Source organism: Mucilaginibacter panaciglaebae, assembly GCF_039539265.1.
Classification (GTDB): domain Bacteria; phylum Bacteroidota; class Bacteroidia; order Sphingobacteriales; family Sphingobacteriaceae; genus Mucilaginibacter; species Mucilaginibacter panaciglaebae.
On sequence record NZ_BAABCV010000006.1, the window covers coordinates 270257 to 293709 of the forward strand.

Consider the following 23453-nt stretch of genomic DNA (forward strand, 5'->3'; position numbering starts at 1 on the left):
GTTAACATTAATATCCAAAAAAATGAACGTCATGCTGAACTTGTTTCAGCATCCCACACGCTAAGCATAAGCTCGTTTCTTTTATGATGGAATGCCGAAACGAGTTCGGCATGACTTAGTAAAGTATATTAATAATCGTCATGCGAAGACGATCTTTCGTCCTCGTAGTTTTCGTCGTCAGAAAACTCGCTGCCGAATTCGTCTTCCTCTTCCTCCTCATCGTCATGGCTGTCTGAAACAGCTTCGCCCGTCTCATCAACTTCAGAAAAATCCTCGGTATCATCATGGTTCATGCCCATTTCATTCAGGAAGTCAAAATCGCCGCTATCTTCTACAGTAGCTGCGGTAGCAGCATCGGCCACGGTAACAAATTGTCTCGGTGCATCACCTGTTGATTTGATGATAGCAGGATAAGTTACACCCGGTGTCTCGTCCAGGATAATTTTCATTAGTTCAATATGAAAATCAAACGGGCGGTCGAAGTTAAAGGTATAATAGAATTTTTGATGCGGATCGTCGATACGACTGCTTAACTTTACTTTGTCCATAAGGGCAATGCCGCGGTCAATTCGTCTTTGGTTTGGCAAATAAGTTACTTCTTCGCCTTTTATCCATTGATCATTACTAACGTAAAATGATGAAGGATATTCGGGGTTATAGCCCGTTGACTGGTGTATCGCGCGGTGAAGGTCTTCAAATGTCTGAGTCGATTTAATGTCGATTTCACGGCTCACATCGTCGTAATCTTCAAAAGTAACTCTAAACCTGTATAGTGCCATTGTGTAGTGTAGTAGATTTTTAGGTAAAAGTAATATTTTAATTTGTGTTTGAGTTTGCCACAACTTTTAAGCCAATTTCTTCGCCAACCTTAATTGTGTAGGCAATCGCTTCTTCGCGCGCATTCTGGATGTCGCCCTCAAGTATAGCTTCGCGTATTTTGTTTTTAATGATTCCCACCTCTCGTCCCTCTTTAATGCCAAATAATTCCATAATATCAGTACCGGTAACAGGCGGCTGCCAATTGCGGATTTGATCGCGTTCCTCAACGTCTTTTAATTTTTGCTGAACCAGCTCAAAATTGTTGCGATACTTCTTAACCTTGTACTCGTTTTTGGTGGTAACGTCTGCTTTACACAACAACATCAACCCTTCAATGTCATCGCCCGCCTCAAAAAGCAGGCGACGTACTGCCGAGTCGGTAACGATAGATTGTGACAGTACAATAGGCCTTAAATGCAGCATTACCAGTTTCTGCACCTGCTTCATTTTTTCATTGAGCGGTAACTTTAACTGCGCAAATATCTTGGGCACCATGCGAGCGCCTTTGTCCTCGTGACCATGGAAAGTCCAGCCGTGGCCAGGTTCAAAGCGTTTGGTGGCAGGTTTGGCAATGTCATGTAAAATAGCGGACCAGCGCAGCCAGAGGTCATCGGTAGTTTCGCAAATATTATCCAGTACCTGCAGGGTATGGTAAAAGTTGTCTTTGTGTCCGCGCCCGTCAATATAGTCCACGCCATATAACGCTGTCATCTGCGGGAAGATTTTATGCAGCAGGCCCGTATCAAATAAATAATTAAAACCGATGGATGGCTTTTTAGATAAGATGATCTTATTCAACTCATCGGTGGTACGCTCCTGCGAAACGATACTGATGCGGTCGACGTTGTTCTTAATGGCCTCGATAGCGAGCTCATCGATCTTAAAGTTCAGCTGCGAGGCAAACCTTATAGCCCGCATCATCCGCAGCGGATCATCAGAAAAAGTTTCGATGGGGTTGAGCGGTGTTCTGATCAGTTTTTGCTCCAGGTCCCTGATGCCATTGAATGGATCGATCAGCTCACCATAAGTATCGGGGTGCAGGGAGATCGCCAGCGCATTGATGGTAAAGTCGCGGCGTTTCTGATCATCTTCCAGCGTGCCGTTTTCTACGATAGGTTTGCGGGAGTTTGACCGATACGATTCCTTACGGGCACCAACAAACTCTATTTCCAGATCATGGTATCTTAAAGAGGCTGTGCCAAAGTTTTTATAAACAGCAAGTTTTACCTTCAGCTTCTGGGCAACAGCCTCGGCAAATGCAATGCCATTGCCAATAATAACAATATCGATATCTTTCGACGGCCGTTCCAGGAAAATATCGCGCACAAAGCCGCCTATGGCATAAACCGCCAGGTTCTTCTCGCCGGCAACGGCCGACAGCGTTTTAAAAACCGGATGTTGAAGGTGCTTTTTCATGTACGTGCTTCCCGCAGGAGATGTGCCAAAATTACGGATTTTGGGTTAGAGATTAGAGATTAAGATCAGAGATTAGCTGTTATCGGAGTTTTAGTGAGACTAAACAGACCGTCAATCCAAAAAAACAGGTGATCCAAAAAAATACTTATAAGTCATAAAAAGTGATCCAAAGTGATCCACTTTGCAACGTTGTTAAAGTTAAGTTATTGATTTTTAATTAGTTAACAGCCGAAGGTGATCCAACTGATCCAAAATGATATACATTCTCGCGTGGATCACTTGCTATCTCCTCAAAAACTCAAACTTCCCGTCAGCCTCCAGGCGCATAATGGTCGATGGCGTTTTGATTTCCATGCTGTGCTGATCGATATCTACCACATAATCAACGCCGTCGATGATCTCCTGGTCAATCTGAGAAAAGTATTGCGGTGAAGGCTTACCGCTGATATTGGCCGAGGTAGACACTAACGGCTTGCGTAAACGCTGTATCAATCCCTCGCAAAACGGATGTTTTACTACACGGATACCTACACTACCGTCGGCAGCGATCAATGCGGGCGAGATGTTCCGGGCACCCGGCATTACTAATGTCAACGGGTTTTCGGCATACTCAATTAGATTATAGGCCAGCTCGGGCACTTCTTTGATGTAGCTCGGCAACTTGGCATCGGTATCCAGCAAAATGATCATACTTTTACTTTCTGCGCGTTGTTTTAGTTTATAGATCTTTTGTACAGCTTCGGTATTGGTGGCATCGCAGCCTACACCCCAAATAGTATCGGTAGGGTACAATATGATACCGCCATCCTGTATAATTTTTAAAGCTTTGGCTATTTCTTCTTTAAACATGTTTTAAATATAGGCTTAAGGCATTAACAATTCGTGCGTCGTCTAGTAATTGCATACACTTGGGTATGCCGTATAGTTTGCATTCGTTACGTACACAAGGCTCGCATTCTAACCGGCCCGAGCGCAGCACCGTTAAATGCGATTTATTATAAGGTGCTGTATTCTGTTCATTACCTGCACCAAATAGGGCTATAACAGGTATGCCTAAGGCATTACCAAGATGCGCAGGCCCCGAGTCGGTACTTAATAAAACCCTGGCACTGGCAATTAAGTTGGCAAGTGTATACAATGTGGTTTTGCCGGTGTAATTTTCAATGCGATTAGGGCTATGCGTATTTTGCAGTAGCTCTTCGACATAAATGATATCCTTTGGCCCGCCAATAATGCCAAACTTATGTTCGGGGAAGATATGCGTTAGCAAATTCAACAACTCGCGAGCTTTATCCAACGGCATTCGCCGTGATTCGGCTTCTGAGTTGAAATTAACCAGTACCAGGTTGTTGGCTTTTATTTCGGTAGCATTCAACGCCACCTTGCGGCCTGTAACCGGCATCTCATTTAGTTGTTCTAAAATTGACAGGTATTCATCAACCCTGTGCACGTTTGCCGGGCGCTTGCAGGTTCTGGTAAGCAGAAAGAAACCGCCTTCTTTGCTGTATCCTATGCGTTGTTTAGCACCTGTTGCTTTGCCCATTACAGCTGCCGAAAGCGAGTCGGGCAGGGTGAAAAACATATCATAATTCTGCGCACGTAACGTTTTCCCAAAACGATAAACACCACCGAGCCCCTTGTATTCGTCTTTTGAAAAGGAGTAGATGTTGTTTAAGCCCGGTATCAGGGAAGCAATTGAGCTCAACTCTTTTTTAATGATAACATCAACCTGCGCAGTGGGGTAAAACTGCTTCACGGCGCCGATGAAAGCTGTACTCATAACTACATCACCAAGCCAGTTAGGCAATCTTATCAGAATCTTCATAGGCTTTAGAGATTAGTGACCAGAGATTAGTTATTAACCGGAAAAATCAGAGATTAGTTTTGATGAAAATTTCGACTAATCTCTGATCTCCAATCACTAATTTCTAAACGGCGACGTTATTGTCCCGCAAGGCATCATTCAGCGAGGTCTTTTTATCTGTCGATTCTTTGCGCTGGCCAATGATCAGGGCGCAAGGCACCTGGTAATCACCGGCAGGGAATTTCTTCGTGTATGACCCCGGAATAACTACCGAGCGGGCAGGTACGCGGCCTTTATACTCAACCGGGGTGCTACCGGTAACGTCAATAATTTTGGTTGATGCAGTTAACACTACGTTAGCACCCAATACAACTTCACTTTCAACGTGTATGCCCTCAACCACGATGGCTCTTGAACCCAGGAAGCAGTTATCTTCAATAATAACCGGCGCCGCCTGAACCGGCTCTAACACCCCCCCGATACCAACACCACCGCTCAGGTGTACGTTTTTACCAATCTGCGCACATGAACCTACGGTGGCCCAGGTATCAACCATAGTGCCTTCGTCAACATAAGCGCCAATATTTACATAACTAGGCATCATAATTACGCCTTTTGCCAGGTAAGCACCATAACGGGCGCTTGCTCCAGGCACTACACGCACACCTGTTTTTTTATAGTCGGTTTTTAGTTTCATTTTATCATGAAACATAAATGGGCCGGCTTTAATCTCTTCCATGGCACGAGTTGGAAAATATAGTATTACTGCTTTCTTTATCCACTCATTATTATGCCAACGGTGGCCAATTGGTTCGGCAACGCGAATTTCGCCCTTGTCCAGTCGTTGAATAATGGTTTCAATGGCATCAATATAGTCTTTGAATTGTAATAGGTTTCTGTCTTCCCAGGCAGCTTCAATTAATTTTTTAAGATCTTGCATCGGTATTTAAACTTTCGACAAATTAAAGGAATTTTAAGGAGAAATGTTTAGAAATTGTTGATCTGACGGCAGAAACAAATCTGTACAAGCAAGATCAAATATTGGTTTTAAGTGAATCAAGTTATAACCTTAAAGCAAGTTTCTTAAATTTGAAGTCTGCAATTATGGCTGAAAAAGAGAAACTAAGAATTGATAAATACCTGTGGTCAATACGCCTGTTCAAGACCCGTACATTGGCTGCGGACGCTTGTAAGGCTGGTCGCGTAAAACTGGACGGCAATAATATCAAACCTTCTCATGAGGTTAAGTTAGGCGAAGTATACCAGGTGTCTAAGGGGCCGGATAAAAAAACTATACGGGTAACCGGACTGCTGGAAAGCCGCACTGACGCTAAAACCGCTGTAGCTTTTTATGAAGATATTACACCGGTAGAGCAGACGCCCGGCTTCAAATCCATGTTTCATGCTCCAATACTTAAACGCGACCGTGGTACCGGCCGCCCAACCAAGCGTGACCGTCGTGAGATTGACGATTTGAAAGGCGACTATTTTGAGAAGGAGGATAGCGAGTAAGCTTCCACCCAAAGCCGATAGGTAGGACTTTTGAAAGATAGAGTACAAAGTCTCCCTACCGGGGGGATTTCAGGGGGATGACTAATACTCCGTCTTCTTCTCATTCTGTACCCAGAGCCTGAACGCATTTAGTGCTTCATTGCGCATTAGCTGCACAACGGGCAGCTTACGCTCTTCCATATGTAAATCAAGCTCATCATAAATAAACTTATCGTCAAAGCCGATGTTGGCGGCGTCGGCTTTTGTATTAGCATAGTATATTTTATCAATGCGCGCCCAATAGATGGCACCCAGGCACATGGGGCAGGGTTCGCAACTGGTATAAATCTCGCAGCCGGTCAGATTAAAAGTATTTAGTTTCTGACAAGCCAGGCGTATGGCAGATACCTCTGCATGTGCCGTGGGGTCATTATTAGGCACTACCATGTTGGCACTGCCGGCTATCACTTCACCGTCTTTTACTATAACAGCACCAAAGGGGCCGCCTTGCCCTTGTATTACACTGTTTTCAGAGAGGTCAATAGCCAACCGCATAAATTTTTCGTGAATATTCATTTCTTTCAACAAGTCATATTAAAAGAAAAACCCCAACACAAGGCTGAGGTTTTATATCTAAATTAAAAATATCTGCACATTTGCATATCTGCAAACCTTCAGACCAATTTATTTTTTGTCTTTAGTGTAAGCGTCGTTCAATTGCTTTACCACGTCGGCAGTAACATCAAGGCTTGGGTCAACATACAAGACGCCCGGAGCAGTTTTCGAATAAGTTAACACCAGTTTGTAGCCATGTTCTTTAGCATAAGCTTTGGCAAAATCGGCAGTTTTTTGGTATAATTTGTTAGTCTCGTCGCTTTGAAATTTTTGGAATTCAACACCGGCATTTTGTTGAAATTGTTGGTATTCTTGTTGCTCGCGCTGTAAACGTTGTTCCGTTTCCTGGCGTTTATCAGCAGGCAATGTTGCAGCAACTTTTTGGTAGTCGGCAATTTCACGTTGTAAAGCCTGGCCTTTTGAAGCTACTTCAGATTGTGCGGCTTTGCCCTTGATGCTTAGGCGATCCTGCATGTCTTTGGCATAGTTGTATTGAGCCAGCAAGGTGTCAGAGTTTATATATACCGTAGTGCCTTTGTCTGAGGTAGTAATGCTGTTTGCAGTAGCAAGCGCAGCGGCCGGTTTGTTGTTATTGCAGGCAACAACGCCTGCAGCAATTGCTAAACCTAAAGTGATCTTTGTAACGATAGAACCTGGGGTTTTCATTTAATTGTGTTTGTTTTGATAATCTGTCGACGCCTTACGGCGTTTTTATTCTTGATAAAATTTTCACAAATATAATCTTTCAGATTAAGTATCCTAATCCATTTAAACCTGCGGATCAGCATCGACAAAAACTTAATATTTGGGCAGGATTTTAAAGCAACCGGCGAAGTATTTAACAAGGGGGCATTTTATCAACAATGATAGTTATGTGCGGCAAAATGCGTATTTTTGTTTGTTAAACTCCGTATGGGAGAACATTGTTGTTTTAACCAAGATATGAGCGAAGAAAATATAGATAAATCGAATTACTCTGCAGATAATATACAGGTTTTAGAGGGATTAGAGGCGGTACGTAAACGCCCGTCCATGTACATTGGCGATACAGGCGTAAAGGGTCTGCATCACCTGGTGTATGAGGTTGTCGATAACTCTATCGATGAGGCCCTGGCTGGTTATTGCGACACTATAAATGTTACCATCCATAAAGGCAACTCAATTACCGTTGTAGACAACGGCCGTGGTATCCCGACAGGTATTACTACTAAAGAAAAGGTATCGGCGCTACAAATTGTAATGACCGTTTTGCACGCCGGTGGTAAATTCGACAAAGACACTTACAAGGTATCTGGTGGTTTGCACGGTGTAGGGGTAAGTTGCGTTAACGCACTATCAACCCACATGAAAACGGTTGTTGAGCGCGAAGGTAAGATCTTTACACAAGAATATGCACAAGGTAAACCGCTATTTGAGGTTAAAGAAATTGGCAAATCAGAGCGTACCGGTACTACACAGACTTTTCAGCCTGACCCGGAGATATTCCAGCTGACTACCGAATATAAATTTGACACCTTAGCCGCCCGTTTACGCGAGCTGGCTTACTTGAATAAAGGTATCCGCCTTACTCTAACAGACGAGCGCGAACCCAATGAAGACGGGTCATTCTTATCAGAAGAATTTTATTCTGAAGGTGGTTTGAGCGAGTTTGTTAAATTTCTGGATGGCACCCGTACAGCTATCATCCCCGAGCCAATTTATGTCGACGGTATTAAACAAGGTATACCGGTTGAGCTGGCTTTACAATACAACGACACCTACTCAGAGAACGTTTTCTCCTACGTAAATAACATCAACACTATCGAGGGTGGCACGCACGTAGCTGGTTTTCGCAGAGGTTTGACCCGTACACTGAAGAGCTATGCGGATAAAGAAGGCTTATTAAAAAACTTAAAAGTTGAAATTACCGGTGACGATTTCCGCGAAGGCTTAACTGCTGTTGTTTCTGTTAAAGTACAGGAGCCGCAGTTTGAAGGCCAGACCAAAGGTAAGCTTGGTAATAACGAGGTAATGGGTGCGGTTGATATGGCTGTAGGCGAAATTTTAGGTAACTACCTGGAAGAGCATCCTAAAGAGGCCCGCATGATTGTTAATAAAGTGGTATTGGCGGCAACAGCCCGTGCTGCTGCACGTAAAGCCCGCGAGCTGGTACAGCGCAAAAGTGTAATGAGCGGTTCAGGTTTGCCGGGTAAGCTTGCGGATTGCGCCAACAGCGACCCTGCATTATGCGAATTATACCTTGTCGAAGGTGACTCGGCGGGTGGTACCGCCAAACAAGGGCGTAACCGCGAGTTTCAGGCTATTCTGCCGTTAAGAGGTAAGATCCTTAACGTAGAGAAAGCTATGGAGCATAAGATCTATGAGAATGAGGAGATTAAGAATATTTTTACCGGTCTCGGCGTAAGCCGCGGTACTCCTGAAGATGATAAAGCATTAAATACCAGCAAGCTTCGGTACCACAAAGTTGTGATCATGACGGATGCTGACGTGGATGGTTCGCACATTACTACGTTGATCCTGACTTTCTTTTTCCGTTATATGAAAGAGCTGGTTGAAGCAGGTTACGTTTATATTGCATCGCCACCACTTTACCAGGTTAAGAAGGGTAAAGAGTTTGAATACTGCTGGAACGATGACCAGCGCGATGCTGCTATCCAACGTTTAAAAGGAGCCGGTAAAGAAGATAGCGTGCATGTACAGCGCTACAAAGGTTTAGGTGAGATGAACGCCGAGCAATTATGGGAAACCACGATGAACCCTGCTACCCGTACCCTAAAACAAGCTACAATAGAAAACGCTGCCGAGTGCGATCATACCTTCTCCATGCTAATGGGCGATGAAGTTGCCCCACGCAGAGCGTTTATCGAGAAAAACGCCAAGTACGCCAAGATAGATATATAAGATATCGTATTTAGTTTCAGAATATAAAATATTAAGCCGCTCCATTAGAGCGGTTTTTTTGTATGTGGTATAGTTCGGTAGCTGGAAACCTTAAGCTTTTTAAATTATATACATAATTTTCTTATGTATATAAATAATTATATATTTGATTCTATGAATGCAAACCCGTTTTTAAAAGGCTCATTACAAACCATTATCTTAAAATTGTTAGAGGACAATACCGAGATGTATGGTTATGAGATAACTCAAAAAGTAAAAGAGGTATCGGGCGGAGATGTGTTACTGACTGAGGGCGCGCTATATCCCGCCCTGCATAAGCTGGAAGCCGATGGTTTTTTGGAGACATTTACTCAAGTGGTTGACAACCGCGTACGAAAGTACTATCGCCTTACTGATGCGGGTGGTAAACAGGTAAGCAACAAGCTAAACGAGGCGCAGGCTTTTATAGAGCAATTGCAAAATCTGCTAAACCTTAAACCGGCTGTGAAATGAAACCAACAACAAGTCAAGAAGAATTGATCGGGCAGATATTGCGTCGTTTTGTAAAATATAAAGACACTTATGACGAGGCTTACGATCATATTCTTTCGTCGCTTGAGGCTTTACCTAATGGTTCTGATTTTAGAAATTCAATTCATCATATCATAGAAAATGAGTTGGGTGGCCCAAAAGGATTAAAATCATTAGAAAAACAACGCATTTGGTTTGGTATCCGGGAGTTTATTATAGAGTATTTTGACAACTTACTTAAGTTGCTAACCTCAATACTCACATTGCCTTTAGCGGCCTGCACTTATCTGTTTTATTATTCGATTTGTGCAGGATGGCTGAATCAGCAAAGCGCACGTTCAATCATTGATAAAATGCCGATGACGGTATTTGGTATTGCTTTACTCTTGTATCTTTTTAGAAAGCGATATTTAAAGCAGAAGCTATGGACATGCATAATACCTTTCAGGCAAACCATGTTAGGTTTTACAGGGCCTATTTTTTACAGTTTCCAAATCTCTTATTGCACAAAATATATTCGATTTATTTGTTTCGCGATATTCCTAATATGGTATTGACTATCTTATTTTTAGTAATGACAGCACATAGTATTGCCGTTTATAAGCTATTTGCCAACAAGAAGAATTTTCAATACGCAACCTAAATCTTACACATTATAACTAATGACACCCACACCTGAAGAAAAGCAATGGTTGCATGATTACCTGTACCAGATTATGCAATATCGCGAAACCTTTGAAGAAGTTTACGACCATATTTTACTGGCTTTGGAAGATATGCCGCGGCCACAGTTTTTTGAAAGCGCGATAGCCAGGATCATAACGAATGACTTCGGTAGCGACAATGGCTTGTATGAACTGGAACAAAACTGCAGGCGTGCCGCCAATCGGGATATTGTAAAACAATATACAGGGCAGATGAGGGCCTGGCTGAGTGCAAAGTTTATATTGTTTACCGGTTTAATAATTATTTCATCGGCTTTGTTAATTCTCAGGTTCCCGGTCATATATCTTATTATAATTAATGTATTCTTCTTTATTATACCCGTTTTACTTTATTTATTTCGAAAGGTTGTTGCCTACATTCAGCGTGGCTATAAAAAAGCTTCATTAAAAGATGAAATATCTACACATATTACCTTTAGGGTAACCGTATTTATATGGGCTATAGGTTGCATAATAAATTGGACAAAGCGAATTATTGAGTGGATATTAAAAATCCCTCAAGAGACATTTGATCTGATGCATCGCCCAAAGCCGTTTGACGTTTGGTTTGTTATGGGTGGTTTAATTTCGGTCGGCCTATTAACCTGGATGATTCTGCATTTTATAGCGGTGATTAAGTTATATCAACGCGAGTTTAAATCTAATATGATCAAGGCTTAAACTTTATGAATATAAATGCCAAAGAAAAGCTGGCTGTGCGATTAATCTGCTCAAAAGCGAATTCAAAACAGGTGTTACGGCCAGATAATGTTCACTAATCACTCATTCAACAATCATTCATTAAAATCAGAATGGATAGCCGATGGCCAGGTTAAACACCATTTTTGAGCCGTGCCAACCCGAGCCGGTATAATCTACGCCGTCGATAACGCCTGTATTGGACGATACCGGTTTAATGAGCGGGAAACCAAAGTCTGTCCGTAATATTAATACAGAAAGGTTAAAGCGCAAGCCAAAGCCTGCATCAACCGCTATCTCGTTCAGGAAGTGTTTACTAAATGCCGCACCCGGAAGGCCATAATGACTTCTCATCAACCAGATGTTACCGGCATCGGTAAATAAAGCACCTTCTACAATACTGAATAGTTTTTGACGCAATTCGACATTGGCTTCCAGCTTAATATCGCCCGATTCATCAGGCAAGAATTGGGTGCCATTGGTAACAGAAGCAGCCGGGTAGTAAGAGCCCGGACCAATTGACCTGGCCTGAAAACCGCGTAAACTGTTTGGTCCGCCAATAAAAAATTGCTGGCTGTATGGCAAGATAGTCGAGTTGCCATAAGGTAAACCAACATCAACCAAAAAGCGGGTAGCCAATTTAGTACTCTGCGATATTTTGTGGAAATATCGCAAGTCGTTTTCTACCTTGATGTATTGGTTAAAAGGGGTGCCGAATATTTTTTTTGCTTTACCTGCAAGCGTATCTGCTCCGAGTACAATACCAAGTAAATTGCCTGACAAACTTACTTTACCCTTGTAGTAAATACTGTTTTTCCTGAACACTTCGGTCGAGTTATCAAATGTAAATGAATAGCTTGGCCCAAAAGTAAGCTGGTTATTAATGACGTGTGTCAGCGTAGGGTTGCGCGTTTTGCGGATACTATCCTGATACAGCTGACTCACATTGGCTGCGTCGACATACGAAAGCTCAATCAGGTTAAGCGCATGCTGCTTATGTAAATTGGGTTTCCATTGATAGCCGAATGCTGCATTAAATGAGTTTAACTTATATAGTTTAGTTCGGTCTATAAGTGTATAGCCGGTAGTCAGGATAGTTTTCGGAATATAAGCATCATTGGTTTTGATATCCACCGGGCCAACTATACGCGGCCAGGTAAGAGACGGCTCGACACCGAATTGGAATACATTAAAACCATTGTTATAACTGCCAAATTGTTTGTCGGTACTGGTAAAGAAATTTACTGAGAATAACTCGCCGCCCTTGAAAGCATTTCTGTTACGGAATGTCAGATTAAACTGTGTACCGTCGTAATTGGCTGATGTTTGACGGGCGATGATCTCGGCGGTGAGCGACTTCCGTTTGGCTTGGGTCAGGAAGTAATAAATATCTAGTTTGGGCGAGTCGGGTGTCACGTCCTCGAACCGGTTTTTTACAAAACTAAACGGCCCCAACTCAATAAAACGATTCAGACTATTGTTATGCGCAGTGCGGTTATAAATATCATTAGGATGCAGTAATATGGTGTTTTTAAAGATGAACGGACGCACGGTTTTCTTAGGGTCGATGACGTTATACCAGGCATAGCGTTGCGCCGAATCCAATTTTAACGAAGTATCTCTCAACGAATATTTAGGGTATACATAAATATTACGAATGCTGTAGATCCAGCGGGCCTGGTCGGGTGTGGTTTCTTTAATATGGACGAACATATCTACCGTGTGGTTAGCTTTGGTGCTGTCATATCGCATGATCAGATTCTCGGGCGAAAAATAAAAGAATCCTTCTTCTTTCAATCTGGCGTCTATGCGGATGCGTTCATTTTTAATCACGTCCAGATCAAAACGGTCGCCCACCTTTAACAAGCTTTTGCCAGCTGTACCTGCAACCGCTGTATCCAGGTCATCATTACCGGTGGGGAAAGTAATTTGACGATAATGATAAGACGGACCAGTTTGTACCGTATAAACCGCCTTTGCCACTTTTGATCCTTTTTTGCTAACGGTGTCGCCGCTTACCTGGGCCAAAAAGTAACCTTTGTTTTGCAACCTGTTTTGTAATATGCTGCTATTTTTTACCAGATCAACCGAACCTGCCAATACCGGCGGCTCGCCAAAGTGCGTATTTAAATAATGTTTGAGGCCTCTTACTTTGTTGGTGCGGGTTTTAAAGTATATCCACAGCTTGTAACGTAAACCCAGAATAGTGCTGTTTGGGGCAGGGCGTAATAATGAGGTTAGGTCTGTTTTTATTGGGCCTATGTCACTCTTTTTTGAATTTTGTTTATCGGTGATCTTTACTTCACCGCCGGTATAAAGCTTCTGCCCTGGCTGCAGGTATTTTGTAGTACTGCAAGAGCTCATTAAAACAGCAAAAAAAACAATAAGTATATATTTAAATTTTGTCATGGTTAGCTTGAGGTTTCTTTTTGTTCGGCAGGTTTGTCAGCCGGCTGTGTTACAGGCGCTACATTTTCATCATGCTGTTTATCAGCAGCTTTCTTTTCTTTCCTTTCCTCCCTTTTCTTTTTCCTGTATTCTTTAATCATCTGTTTATCGCGAGGTGATTTTTTACGGAATAACTCTTTAAAGCGATTATACTCATAGGTCAATGAAAAACCTATACCGGTTTCAATCACCTGGCCTTCAACCACAATAAATTCATCTTTACGGTATGCCCGTATCATATAACGGCCATCCTGTGTCAATTTATAGTTAACAGATAAGTTGCCGGCTATGTCGGTAGTTTTTTGTCCGGGTTGATTTTGACCTTCCAGGTTAAAGTTGTTGCCAATGGTAACGGTTAGCCTGTCATTCAAGAATTTCTTAGATAATCCAACGTTCAGATCAGTACGGTTTTGTTGAACACCGGTCGAGTAGTCGGCGCCAGATGTTAAGTCGAAACTTAATTGTACGCCGCCGATTAGGTTACCTGCTAGTTTATTCAGCTGATCTGACAACAGCTCGCTTACGCTATTTCGAATGGCGCCATTAACACTTGTGCCGCCACCCTGACTTTGCAGCGGGTTATCGCCAATAAAATGACCCAGCACCAGGACGCCCAATACCTGTTTGTTCATTTCGTTAGGGTCCTGGCGTATCTGTGACAGCCTTGTATTTACTGTTGAGATAACATCAGGCGATACTGTGTAATTATCCTCTGGTAACACAATATCAAAGCTGATGTCGGGCTTGAGCAATTGATTTTTCAAGTTCAGCAATACATTGAACGGCAGCTTTTGCTTAAGCATAGTTGAACTGGTACTGCCATCATTCTGCTGATTTACCAGATCAATAGGAGGTACGTTAGCCACATAAATTGCGGTAAGGTTTATGTCGGCCATGGTTGGGTCGCCGGTCCAGGTAATGTAGCTGCCTTTTTTGAAATTGAATGTACGTTTTACAGTAGCATAAGCCAGATTGTATGAACCATCTTCAACAGTATAGGTGCCCGTTAAGCTAATTTTACCGCTTGGATCAATGCCGCCGTTTAATCTGCCCTCGCCCTGCAAGTGCACTACGTCGCCATTTCGTTCATCTATTACAACAGCGAACTTGGCGGCCTTATTTATAGTTATAGTGGCGTTAATATCCATGCCATTTAAACTGCTTTGTTTAAGTGAGTCAAGCTTTCGCGCCATCATGATTGAATCGAGCTTAGGCGCATTTTCATTGATCACCTCAACCACACCTTTTCTGTCCTCAATGCCGGGGTCGGTTTGAGGAAGCACAAAGGTCATATCGGTTTTGTCGTTAACGGTTAAATTAACATCCACCCTCGGCTCGTTTTGTGTGCCCCGTATCTGCATTTTGGTATCGATGTAAAGTTTACCATAAAACAGTTTATTATCTGCAGCGGTCGAGTTAACTACCCTGAAGTTGCTGGCATTAATGTCAAGGCCAAATTTAAAATCGGTAAAGGTTTTGGTGTACAGAGTACCGGTAACAACAGCCTTATTACCGGTGGAATCAACTAAAGTAAAGTCCCTGAATAGTATGCCGTCCTCGTTAAATGTAATGGTCTCTTTAGGCATTGTAAAGTAAGAATTAAGCATACTTACATTAAAGCCCACTTTGTTAAAGTTGACGTCGCCCCGAACTACCGGAGCAGCCGTCGTCCCCGTTATCCGCAGATCACCGGTAATGGTACCGCTTGCATTACGGATCGCACCGAAGCTAAAGCCTTCAATACTTTTCACGTTTAACTTCACGATATTTAGGTCGAGGCTAAATTTACTTGCAGGACTGGTATAATAAACTCCTTGCAAATCAACCTGGTTACCTTTGCCGGTTATACTCATTTTGGCAGTATAAGCATCTGCGGTTTGGTTGTTTACGTTTAGAGCGATGTTACCTACGGTGTCGCCTTTAAAGCTAAAATCATTAATGTTTAGGGCTGTAGTAAACTTCATTGATTTCTGGAAATCGCTGATGTTGGCGTCGCCGTTAATAACACCACCAACTTGTAAAGAGTCCTGTTGCGCCATACGGGTTAATGTCTCAATATGGAAATCGCGGAAGCTGACTTTTATTGGCGAGTTGTATTCGTTTGATGTGCTGTTGACACTCAGTATCTGGTTACTGTTGGTGAGGCTGAAATTGTGCGCCAAAATACCTTTGCTGCCAAATTGAAGCGAGTTATCAGCATTGACTGTCCAGGGGATATAATTGAACATCACCCCATTTTGCAGGAAGCTAAACTGATATTCGTTCGGTAAAGCGCTAAATACTCCGGCAAGACGGTAACGCTCCTTACGTGTAGCGTCGCGCACCTGTAGGCTGATGTTCAATTTATTATTTTGCGCACTGCCCGTAATGCTTGGGAAAAGCAGGTCTAATGAAGATGACATTTTCACTTCGTCGAGGGTCAGGCTATAGTTAAGGGCATTGTTATTGGTGTTAATATTCAGCTTACCATTGCTGATGACATTGGTGCCATAAACAATTCTAAGCATTGAGCCATTCACGATGAACTCGCCGGTAGTACTGTTAAAACGACCGGTAATATTGATTGGGTCCAACTGTTTAAGCGTTGGCATAAACTGATTAACCAGCGGTGTTTTTACCACACGCAGCGCAAACGTAAATTGCTGCGGTGAATATGTCGGTTTGGTTTTTGGCTTAGCGGAGCCCAGGCTGGTATCAAAATATTTGTTGATCATATCCTGCATGGCATCGCCAACCTGGGTGAGTTTATATTTACCGCTCATGCGGGCGTTCAGGAAAGGCGTTTTTAATCGTAACGCACTACTGTCAGCTGTAGCTCTTGATGTCAGGCTGATTGAGTCCATGCGGATGCGTTGATCTTTGTTAACAATTAACAGATCGTTTACCTTAATATCTGCATTCAAATAATCCGGGTCGGCAGTTGGTACGTCGGCTACTAATTTCATATGAACGCGCATTGGCGTAGTGCTGAAGTGCAGGGCTTGTAAATTCAGGCTATCCAGCATCAGGTTCGCTTTAACCGAGGGGTATTTTTTGTTCATGTTGGCCTTAGCATCCAGCTTGAAGTTAATGTTCGGGTCTTTCATGGTAGACACTACAGTATAGGTGCCATTTGTGGCGGTGCCTTTTAATACCAGATTCCTGTAGTTATAGCCTTTAACATAAGCTTGGGCCACAATGCCATTAAACTTTAAATTAGCTTTTTTAGGGTCCAAACTGACGCCTTTCACATTAGCCGACATGGTTACCATGCCCACCATTTTAGGTTGCTTGGTAAGTGCGCCCACATTTAGGTGGTTGGCTTTAATATTCGCGGCATAAGTAGCGTGGTTTTTATGGTTGCCATTTTTTAAAGACGCAACCAGGTCCATAGCACCGTAAGTTGAGCGCAGGTTAAGTTTGGTGTTAAAGTTGAACATGTTACCTTTAAAGTTGCCTTTAAGGTTCATGCTAGCCGGAATGCTGACATTTGACGGGATGCTACCCGCAGGAGCCAGCTTGGCTATGTCGGCAGCGCTGGTATTGAAATCGGCCAGATTTACATCGAAGTAAGCTTTATTCATGTCAGGCAGCCCTTTTAACCTGGCCGATGCCTTGATGTGTGTGTTGCTTAAACCGCGTATTTCCAGTTCTGGAATATTCAGATTATTCACCTGACCCTCAACCTTGCCATCAATCCTGAATACAGAGTTTGGCGAATGTTTAAAAGGTTCCATACTAGCCATAGTCGGCATCAATAGCAATACGTCTTTTAAGCTTATCCTCGTGCCGTCTACATTAGCATTTATATGCAATGATCCAATGTTTTTCGAAATGGCGTCCAACGAAGGGTAGCTAACCTGTACTTGTTTTTGAATAACTGAGTTCGGCGTTTCAACCAGCAGGTCGTTTAGATAAGCATTTTTCGGCCCATAGAAAAACTTAGTATGAAATCTGTTTATTGTCAGTCCACTTTTATCATTAAAAGTAAATGAGTTGATATTGCCTGAAATCGCATCGGGGCTGTAAGCGATATTTTCAGCATCAGCATTTAAATTACGAATGTGCATGTGACCGAAATCCAATCCCTTAACTACCGGAGCCTGCGCCTCATTATTAAATTGTATATCATCATTAGCAAAAATAATTTTACCTAAAGTTGCCGACCAACCCCTGGTGTTCTGCGGATTAGCTGCGATGGTATCCAGTTTTTTAACAATCTTTATCACTGCTTTGGCAACTGTTTTTGGTTTAGCCAGTTTTAAAGCTGCTTTGGTATCGCTTAGTTCTATACTCTTTATGCCTACCTTTTGGTTTTTAAGATCGATCTTGTCCATCTCTACCAAAAACTTATTCAGGTTTACGTTGGCATCCATTTCGCTGCTGCGATAAACCACATAGATCTTTGACACATCGATTGTACCCAAGCTTAGTTCCATATCTAAAGGCTTAGCCGTCGTGGTGTCAATTTTAGCTGCCTGTGCAATAGAAGATCCTACAGGGGTTTGAATGATCTGCGCGTTTACACCGGACAGGTTGATTTTAGGGATGTTGAATTTCATCTTATCCATATCAAAATCCTTGATACGGGTATCAAAATGATCCAGGATAAATTTGACATCGTTACCGGTAGTCAGATCTTTATATTTAATGTTAATACGATCAAGAATGATCTTATTCATCGAAAATTTCATTGTCGAGGTAGTGTCTACAGGCTTAACCTCTTTTTTTTGCCCGCCGGCAAAGGCTTTAATAATATAATCGAAATTGAAAACGCTGTCTTTGTTGCGGTAGACATTAGCGGTGATGCCCTGTAGATTGATCTCGTTGATCTCAACCTTATGGTGCAGCAATTGTAACATGCTGATATCAACTTTCAGCTTATCGCCGGCTATCAGGGTGTCTTTCTTTTGATCTTCAAAGTAAACATCGGTTAGTACAAGTAATTTAGGCAGGCCCAGGCTTATATGGCCTATCTCCACTTTAGTATGAATTTTATTTTGTAAAAAAGTGACCGCCTTGTCCTTTGCAAAATTTTGCACGGCAGGTACCTGTATTAAAATGACTACAAGCAACACCAGAAAGATGACACTTGCAATTATCCAAAGAATAGTTTTTAAAGCTATACGTCCAAATCGTCCCAATTTTATAAGTTTTTCAAAGGTTAAATGGCAATGTGTAATTTATAAACAAATTGTATGCTAGCTCCCTTAAATCTTCCCCCGGAAGGGGGAAGTTCCTTGCGTTTATTTAAAAATCCTCCCTGCCGGGGAGGATTCAGGAGGAGCTGGCCTACTTTTCAACAACCTGACATACCAACTTGTTTTTTGATAAATTTGTATTCATACAAAACAGAGACAGGAATAGACGATGCCCGAATTTTCGCACTTACACGTACATACGCAATTTTCATTACTTGACGGGGCTGCCGATATATCGAAGCTATATAAAAAGGCCGCCGCGGATGGGATGAAAGCTTTGGCTATTACTGATCATGGTAATATGTTTGGCGTGTTTAAGTTTGTGGCCGAGGCGGGTAAGCACAATGTTAAACCTATTGTAGGTTGCGAGTTTTATGTGGTTGAAGACAGACACAGAAAGCAGTTTACTAAAGAGAAAAAAGATGTACGCCGGCATCAACTGTTCCTGGCTAAAAATCCGGAAGGTTATAAAAACCTGGTAAAGCTGTGCTCTTACGGGTATATGGAGGGCCTTTATAGTAAATGGCCGCGTATTGATAAAGAACTGATATTAAAGCATCACAAAGGACTTATTGCTACCACCTGCTGTATAGGAGCATCTGTGCCGCAAACAATATTAAAGGGTACCCCTGAAGAGGCCGAAGCCGAATTTAAATGGTGGCTTGACCTGTTTGGAGAAGATTACTACATCGAACTTCAACGTCATGAAATTCCGGAGCAGGAGATCATTAACAATGTATTGCTTCAATACGCCAAAAAATATAATGTAAAGGTGATCTGTTCTAACGATTCGCATTATGTGGATCAGCAGGACTCAAATGCGCATGATATCTTATTATGTGTTAATACCGGCGACATGCAAAGCACGCCGATAGCTACCGATGAAGAAGGCGGAAAGGGCTATCGCTTTGGTTTTCCGAATGATCAGTTTTACTTTAAAACGCAGGCCGAGATGGGCCAGCTATTTCATGATCTGCCTGAGTCGCTTGATAATACCAACGAAATTGTCGACAAGGTAGAAACCCTGAAATTAAAGCGTGATATTTTACTGCCGAACTTCGTTATTCCCGAAGAATTTAAAATCCATAGCGACCTTACTCCAGATGCGGACACGCTAAACCAATGGGAGTACCTGAAGCATCTTACGTTTGAGGGTGCACGGCAGCGTTACACCGATTTAACTGCGGATATTGAAGAACGTATCAACTTTGAGTTATTCACCATCCGCACTATGGGTTTTGCAGGGTACTTCCTTATAGTAGCCGATTTCATAAAAGCCGGTCGGGATATGGGGGTGTTCATTGGCCCTGGTCGCGGTTCGGCAGCAGGATCTGTGGTGGCTTATTGCATCGGTATCACCAATATCGACCCTATAAAATATAATCTGCTGTTCGAGAGGTTCCTGAACCCCGACCGTAAGTCGATGCCCGATATTGATACGGACTTTGACGATTCGGGCCGTCAGCGGGTTATTGATTATGTAGTTGATAAATACGGCAAGAACCAGGTAGCGCAGATCATTACATATGGTTCGATGGCTGCCCGTACCAGTATACAGGATGTGGGCCGCGTGTTGGATATGCCACTGTCTGACGTGGCTGCTTTAAAGAAATTGGTACCCGAAACACTTGGCATTAACTTAAAGCAAGCTATTGAGCAGGTGCCCGAGCTAGATGCAATCTACAAATCAAACGATTTAAAAGGTATCGTACTTCGTGAGGCCGAAAAACTGGAAGGCTCAGTACGTAATACTGGTGTGCACGCCGCAGGTATCATCATTGCGCCTTACGATTTGACAGACATTGTCCCGGTTGCTACTGCTAAAGATTCAGACCTGCTGGTGACCCAATATGATGGACGAGTAATTGAGGACGCAGGTGTGATCAAGATGGACTTTTTGGGCTTGAAAACCCTGACCATTTTAAAAGATGCTTTGCGGCTCATCAAACAAAATCATGGGGTTGAAATAGATATTGATTATATCCCGCTGGACGACCAGGAAACTTTTGAACTTTACCAACGCGGCGATACCAACGGTACATTTCAGTTTGAAAGTGATGGTATGCAAATGTATCTGCGCGATTTGAAACCGGATAAATTTGAGGATTTGATTGCCATGAATGCCCTGTATCGTCCGGGGCCGATAGAGTACATCCCTAACTTCATCAACCGTAAACATGGCCGCGAACCCATAACCTTCGACTTGCCGGATATGGAGGAATACCTGGGCGAAACCTACGGTATTACTGTATATCAGGAACAGGTGATGCTTCTATCGCAAAAACTGGCTGGCTTTAGTAAAGGCGACGCCGACGTTTTGCGGAAGGCGATGGGTAAAAAACAAATTGAGGTGCTAAACAAAATGGAGGCTCAGTTTATGGACGGCGCCATGGCGAAAGGCCACCCTAAAGACAAGCTCACCAAAATATGGAACGATTGGAAAGCATTTGCTCAGTATGCGTTCAATAAATCGCACTCTACGTGTTATGCCTTTGTAGCTTATCAAACAGCTTATCTAAAGGCACATTATCCGGCCGAGTATATGGCAGCGGTTTTAAATAACCAGAACAGTATGGAAAAGATCACCTTTTTCATGGAAGAATGTCGCCGTATGGGTATTGAAGTTTTAGGTCCGGATATCAACGAGAGTTATATGGCCTTTACCGCTAATAAAAGCGGGGTGATACGTTTTGGCCTGACGGGCGTTAAAGGCGTAGGCGAAAAAGCGGTTGAGAGCATTATTGAAGAGCGGATTGAACGCGGCCCTTACAAAACGGTATATGATTTTGCACAAAGATCAAACACGCGTAACGTAAACCGTAAGGCTTACGAAAATTTGGTTTACGGCGGTGCTTTTGATTGTTTCGGATTGAACCGGTCGCAATTCTTCGCTAAATCAGAAACTGTGCAGATGACAGGCGTTGAGCGGCTGATCAAATATGCTAATGATTATCAGAATACACAAAACAGCAGCCAATCGTCGTTATTTGGTGGCTCGGTGGCATCGTATATACCAGAACCTGCCATGCCTGAAGCAGAGGAATGGCCACTAATTGAAAAATTAAAGTACGAGAAAGAGGTTATAGGTATTTACCTGACCGGTCACCCGCTGGATAATTATAAATTGGAGTTAGACCGTTACTGCAATACCGTAATAAGCGAACTAAAGATCATGCAGAAAGCCCGCTCGGGCGAAGGTGGAGAAGATGTGATGACTGCCTTTGCCCAACTACGCAAACGGGGCGAGATAGCCATTGGCGGCCTGGTTGCTAACGCGCAGCATAAAATGACCAAGACCGGTAAGCCTTTTGGCACTTTTGTGTTGGAAGATTATAATGAATCTTATGAGTTTGCGTTATTTGGCGAGGATTATATCAAGTTTAAAAACCTGATAGTGACTGGTTATTTCCTGCACATTAAAGGAAATATAGAAGAAAAGTTCCGCCAAAAAGACAACTGGGATTTGCGTATCAGCACCATGTGTTTGCTGACGGAAATGCGTGATAAACTAACAAAATCAATCACCGTAAACCTTGACCTGGACGCCGTGAATGATCAATTCATGGCTGGTATTCAGGAGATCGTAGACACTAATAGCCAGAAATATCCAATGCGCAATTGTACGCTAAGATTCAGAATAGGGACTGATGGAATGAATGTGGATATGCATTCAAAAGCATTTAAAGTAAATCCAAGCGATGATCTGATGGCAGATATTTTTAACTTGACCAATGCGGCGCCTATACTAAATTGATATTTTGACACTTGCCATTTCCCGCGGCCGGGGGGGAATCTACACGAGCCGTAATGCATATAAGATTCTCGCTATGCTTGAATGACATGGTTGTTAATTATGTGCCGCTACCAGATATTTATCGGCAACCTAAATACTATCATTTTTCATAAAATTATTACCCCAAACTTTCAAGCGACTTTAATATGGCTGTCATAGCTAAGCCGCATTCAGAGAAGGTATATCCTGCACGTGGGGAACTTCGGGATATACTGTTCGGGTGATAATTTGATCTTCTTCAAGTGAGAGCAATTAAGCCAAATGGGTAGCGGCATGACCTCACAAATTCCTATCGGAAGGTTTGGAACCGCTGAAGAATTAGATAAGATCATTATCTTCTTCGCTTCTGCCTTATTTATTAGGGCGGATTATTGAAGATGGCGATATGTGAACATTATAAGAGCGCTTATTACGCCTGGAGATAACAAGTTCAGATTCTCTGCCACTTCATCATCAAAGTGTATAAATGCCCTATTGTTAGTAATTTCTTTGTCAGTTTGTCAGGTATGTGCTTGTGGCAAGTAATTTGAATACTCATATTTGTTGAACAATAAAATTTAAAAAAATCATGGCTTTAGAAATTACAGACGCAAACTTTGAAGAGCTTGTGCTAAAATCAGATAAACCAGTATTAGTTGACTTCTGGGCAGAATGGTGTGGCCCTTGTCGCATGGTTGGTCCGGTAGTTGAAGAAATATCGAAAGAATACGCAGATACAGCAGTTGTAGGTAAAGTTAACGTTGATAACAATCCCGGCATCTCTGTAAAATATGGTATCCGCAACATCCCTGCCTTGTTATATTTTAAAAATGGCGAGATTGTTGACAAACAAATCGGCGCCGTACCAAAATCTGTATTGGCAGGTAAATTAGATAAGCAAATAGCTTAATCAGGATACATTTAGCATAAAAAGCGTTACAATTTGTAACGCTTTTTTTATGCACTTTGTCCCGTCCTGAAATAAGTTGACATCCAAGTTGACTTATTATGAAGAAACACTTAAAACGAGTTATCAGGCGCAGTCAGCGCGATTACAGTCTTGCCTTTAAGTTGCAGGTTGTGCAACAGGTAGA

16 protein-coding genes are annotated in these 23453 nt (G+C 42.6%); 7 read left to right on the top strand and 9 right to left on the bottom strand.

The window, feature by feature from the left end; translation table 11 throughout:
* Positions 1–128: 128 nt before the first annotated feature.
* The 5 genes from ABD772_RS10455 to ABD772_RS10475 form a co-directional block, all read right to left on the bottom strand.
* A complete protein-coding gene (locus ABD772_RS10455) occupies positions 129–779 on the bottom strand; it encodes an IS1096 element passenger TnpR family protein (RefSeq protein ID WP_345103673.1) in 651 nt (216 codons plus the stop codon).
* A 37-nt stretch (positions 780–816) separates the two neighbouring features.
* Positions 817–2235, bottom strand: a complete 1419-nt coding sequence (locus ABD772_RS10460) for a CCA tRNA nucleotidyltransferase (protein ID WP_345103675.1) — start codon at positions 2233–2235, stop codon at positions 817–819.
* Between the two features lie 282 nt (positions 2236–2517).
* Positions 2518–3084 carry an L-threonylcarbamoyladenylate synthase gene (locus tag ABD772_RS10465; protein ID WP_345103677.1) on the bottom strand — a complete coding sequence of 189 codons (567 nt, stop codon included), beginning with the start codon at positions 3082–3084 and terminating at the stop codon, positions 2518–2520.
* The gene (locus ABD772_RS10470) at positions 3077–4060 is read right to left on the bottom strand and encodes a glycosyltransferase family 9 protein (RefSeq protein ID WP_345103679.1); all 984 of its coding nucleotides are present in this window, start codon (positions 4058–4060) and stop codon (positions 3077–3079) included. Before ABD772_RS10470 ends, ABD772_RS10465 begins: the two co-directional genes overlap by 8 nt.
* Before the next feature lie 103 nt (positions 4061–4163).
* The gene (locus tag ABD772_RS10475; RefSeq protein WP_345103682.1) at positions 4164–4979 is read right to left on the bottom strand and encodes a 2,3,4,5-tetrahydropyridine-2,6-dicarboxylate N-succinyltransferase; all 816 of its coding nucleotides are present in this window, start codon (positions 4977–4979) and stop codon (positions 4164–4166) included.
* 164 nt (positions 4980–5143) lie between these two features.
* On the opposite strand from ABD772_RS10475, the gene ABD772_RS10480 reads away from it, so the two are divergent.
* A complete protein-coding gene (locus ABD772_RS10480; RefSeq protein ID WP_345103685.1) occupies positions 5144–5551 on the top strand; it encodes an RNA-binding S4 domain-containing protein in 408 nt (135 codons plus the stop codon).
* A gap of 81 nt (positions 5552–5632) precedes the next feature.
* Here ABD772_RS10480 and ABD772_RS10485 read toward each other — a convergent pair whose 3' ends face one another.
* The gene (locus ABD772_RS10485) at positions 5633–6106 is read right to left on the bottom strand and encodes a nucleoside deaminase (protein ID WP_345103688.1); all 474 of its coding nucleotides are present in this window, start codon (positions 6104–6106) and stop codon (positions 5633–5635) included.
* A 108-nt stretch (positions 6107–6214) separates the two neighbouring features.
* On the bottom strand, positions 6215–6811 hold the full coding sequence (locus tag ABD772_RS10490) for an OmpH/Skp family outer membrane protein (RefSeq protein ID WP_345103691.1): 597 nt from the start codon (positions 6809–6811) through the stop codon (positions 6215–6217).
* A gap of 276 nt (positions 6812–7087) precedes the next feature.
* Here ABD772_RS10490 and gyrB point away from each other — a divergent pair, with 276 nt between their 5' ends.
* The 4 genes from gyrB to ABD772_RS10510 all read left to right on the top strand — a co-directional run bounded on the left by gyrB (position 7088) and on the right by ABD772_RS10510 (position 10941).
* Entirely contained in the window at positions 7088–9046 is a 1959-nt protein-coding gene (gyrB, locus tag ABD772_RS10495) for a DNA topoisomerase (ATP-hydrolyzing) subunit B (protein ID WP_345103694.1), read from the top strand.
* A 153-nt stretch (positions 9047–9199) separates the two neighbouring features.
* On the top strand, positions 9200–9538 hold the full coding sequence (locus ABD772_RS10500) for a PadR family transcriptional regulator (protein WP_345103697.1): 339 nt from the start codon (positions 9200–9202) through the stop codon (positions 9536–9538).
* Positions 9535–10113 (top strand): hypothetical protein, encoded by a 579-nt coding sequence (locus ABD772_RS10505; protein WP_345103700.1) that lies wholly within the window; start codon positions 9535–9537, stop codon positions 10111–10113. The genes ABD772_RS10500 and ABD772_RS10505 overlap by 4 nt, the downstream gene beginning before the upstream one ends.
* A 105-nt stretch (positions 10114–10218) precedes the next feature.
* Positions 10219–10941 (top strand): hypothetical protein, encoded by a 723-nt coding sequence (locus tag ABD772_RS10510; RefSeq protein ID WP_345103703.1) that lies wholly within the window; start codon positions 10219–10221, stop codon positions 10939–10941.
* A gap of 126 nt (positions 10942–11067) precedes the next feature.
* Here ABD772_RS10510 and tamL read toward each other — a convergent pair whose 3' ends face one another.
* Both tamL and ABD772_RS10520 read right to left on the bottom strand, forming a co-directional pair.
* A complete protein-coding gene (tamL, locus tag ABD772_RS10515; protein WP_345103706.1) occupies positions 11068–13368 on the bottom strand; it encodes a translocation and assembly module lipoprotein TamL in 2301 nt (766 codons plus the stop codon).
* Between the two features lie 2 nt (positions 13369–13370).
* The gene (locus ABD772_RS10520) at positions 13371–18530 is read right to left on the bottom strand and encodes a translocation/assembly module TamB domain-containing protein (protein ID WP_345103709.1); all 5160 of its coding nucleotides are present in this window, start codon (positions 18528–18530) and stop codon (positions 13371–13373) included.
* Positions 18531–18756: 226 nt separating this feature from the next.
* Between ABD772_RS10520 and dnaE the strand changes: the two genes are divergently transcribed.
* Both dnaE and trxA read left to right on the top strand, forming a co-directional pair.
* The gene (gene dnaE, locus ABD772_RS10525; protein WP_345103712.1) at positions 18757–22341 is read left to right on the top strand and encodes a DNA polymerase III subunit alpha; all 3585 of its coding nucleotides are present in this window, start codon (positions 18757–18759) and stop codon (positions 22339–22341) included.
* Between the two features lie 607 nt (positions 22342–22948).
* Positions 22949–23269 carry a thioredoxin gene (trxA, locus tag ABD772_RS10530; protein WP_345103715.1) on the top strand — a complete coding sequence of 107 codons (321 nt, stop codon included), beginning with the start codon at positions 22949–22951 and terminating at the stop codon, positions 23267–23269.
* Positions 23270–23453: the final 184 nt, after the last annotated feature.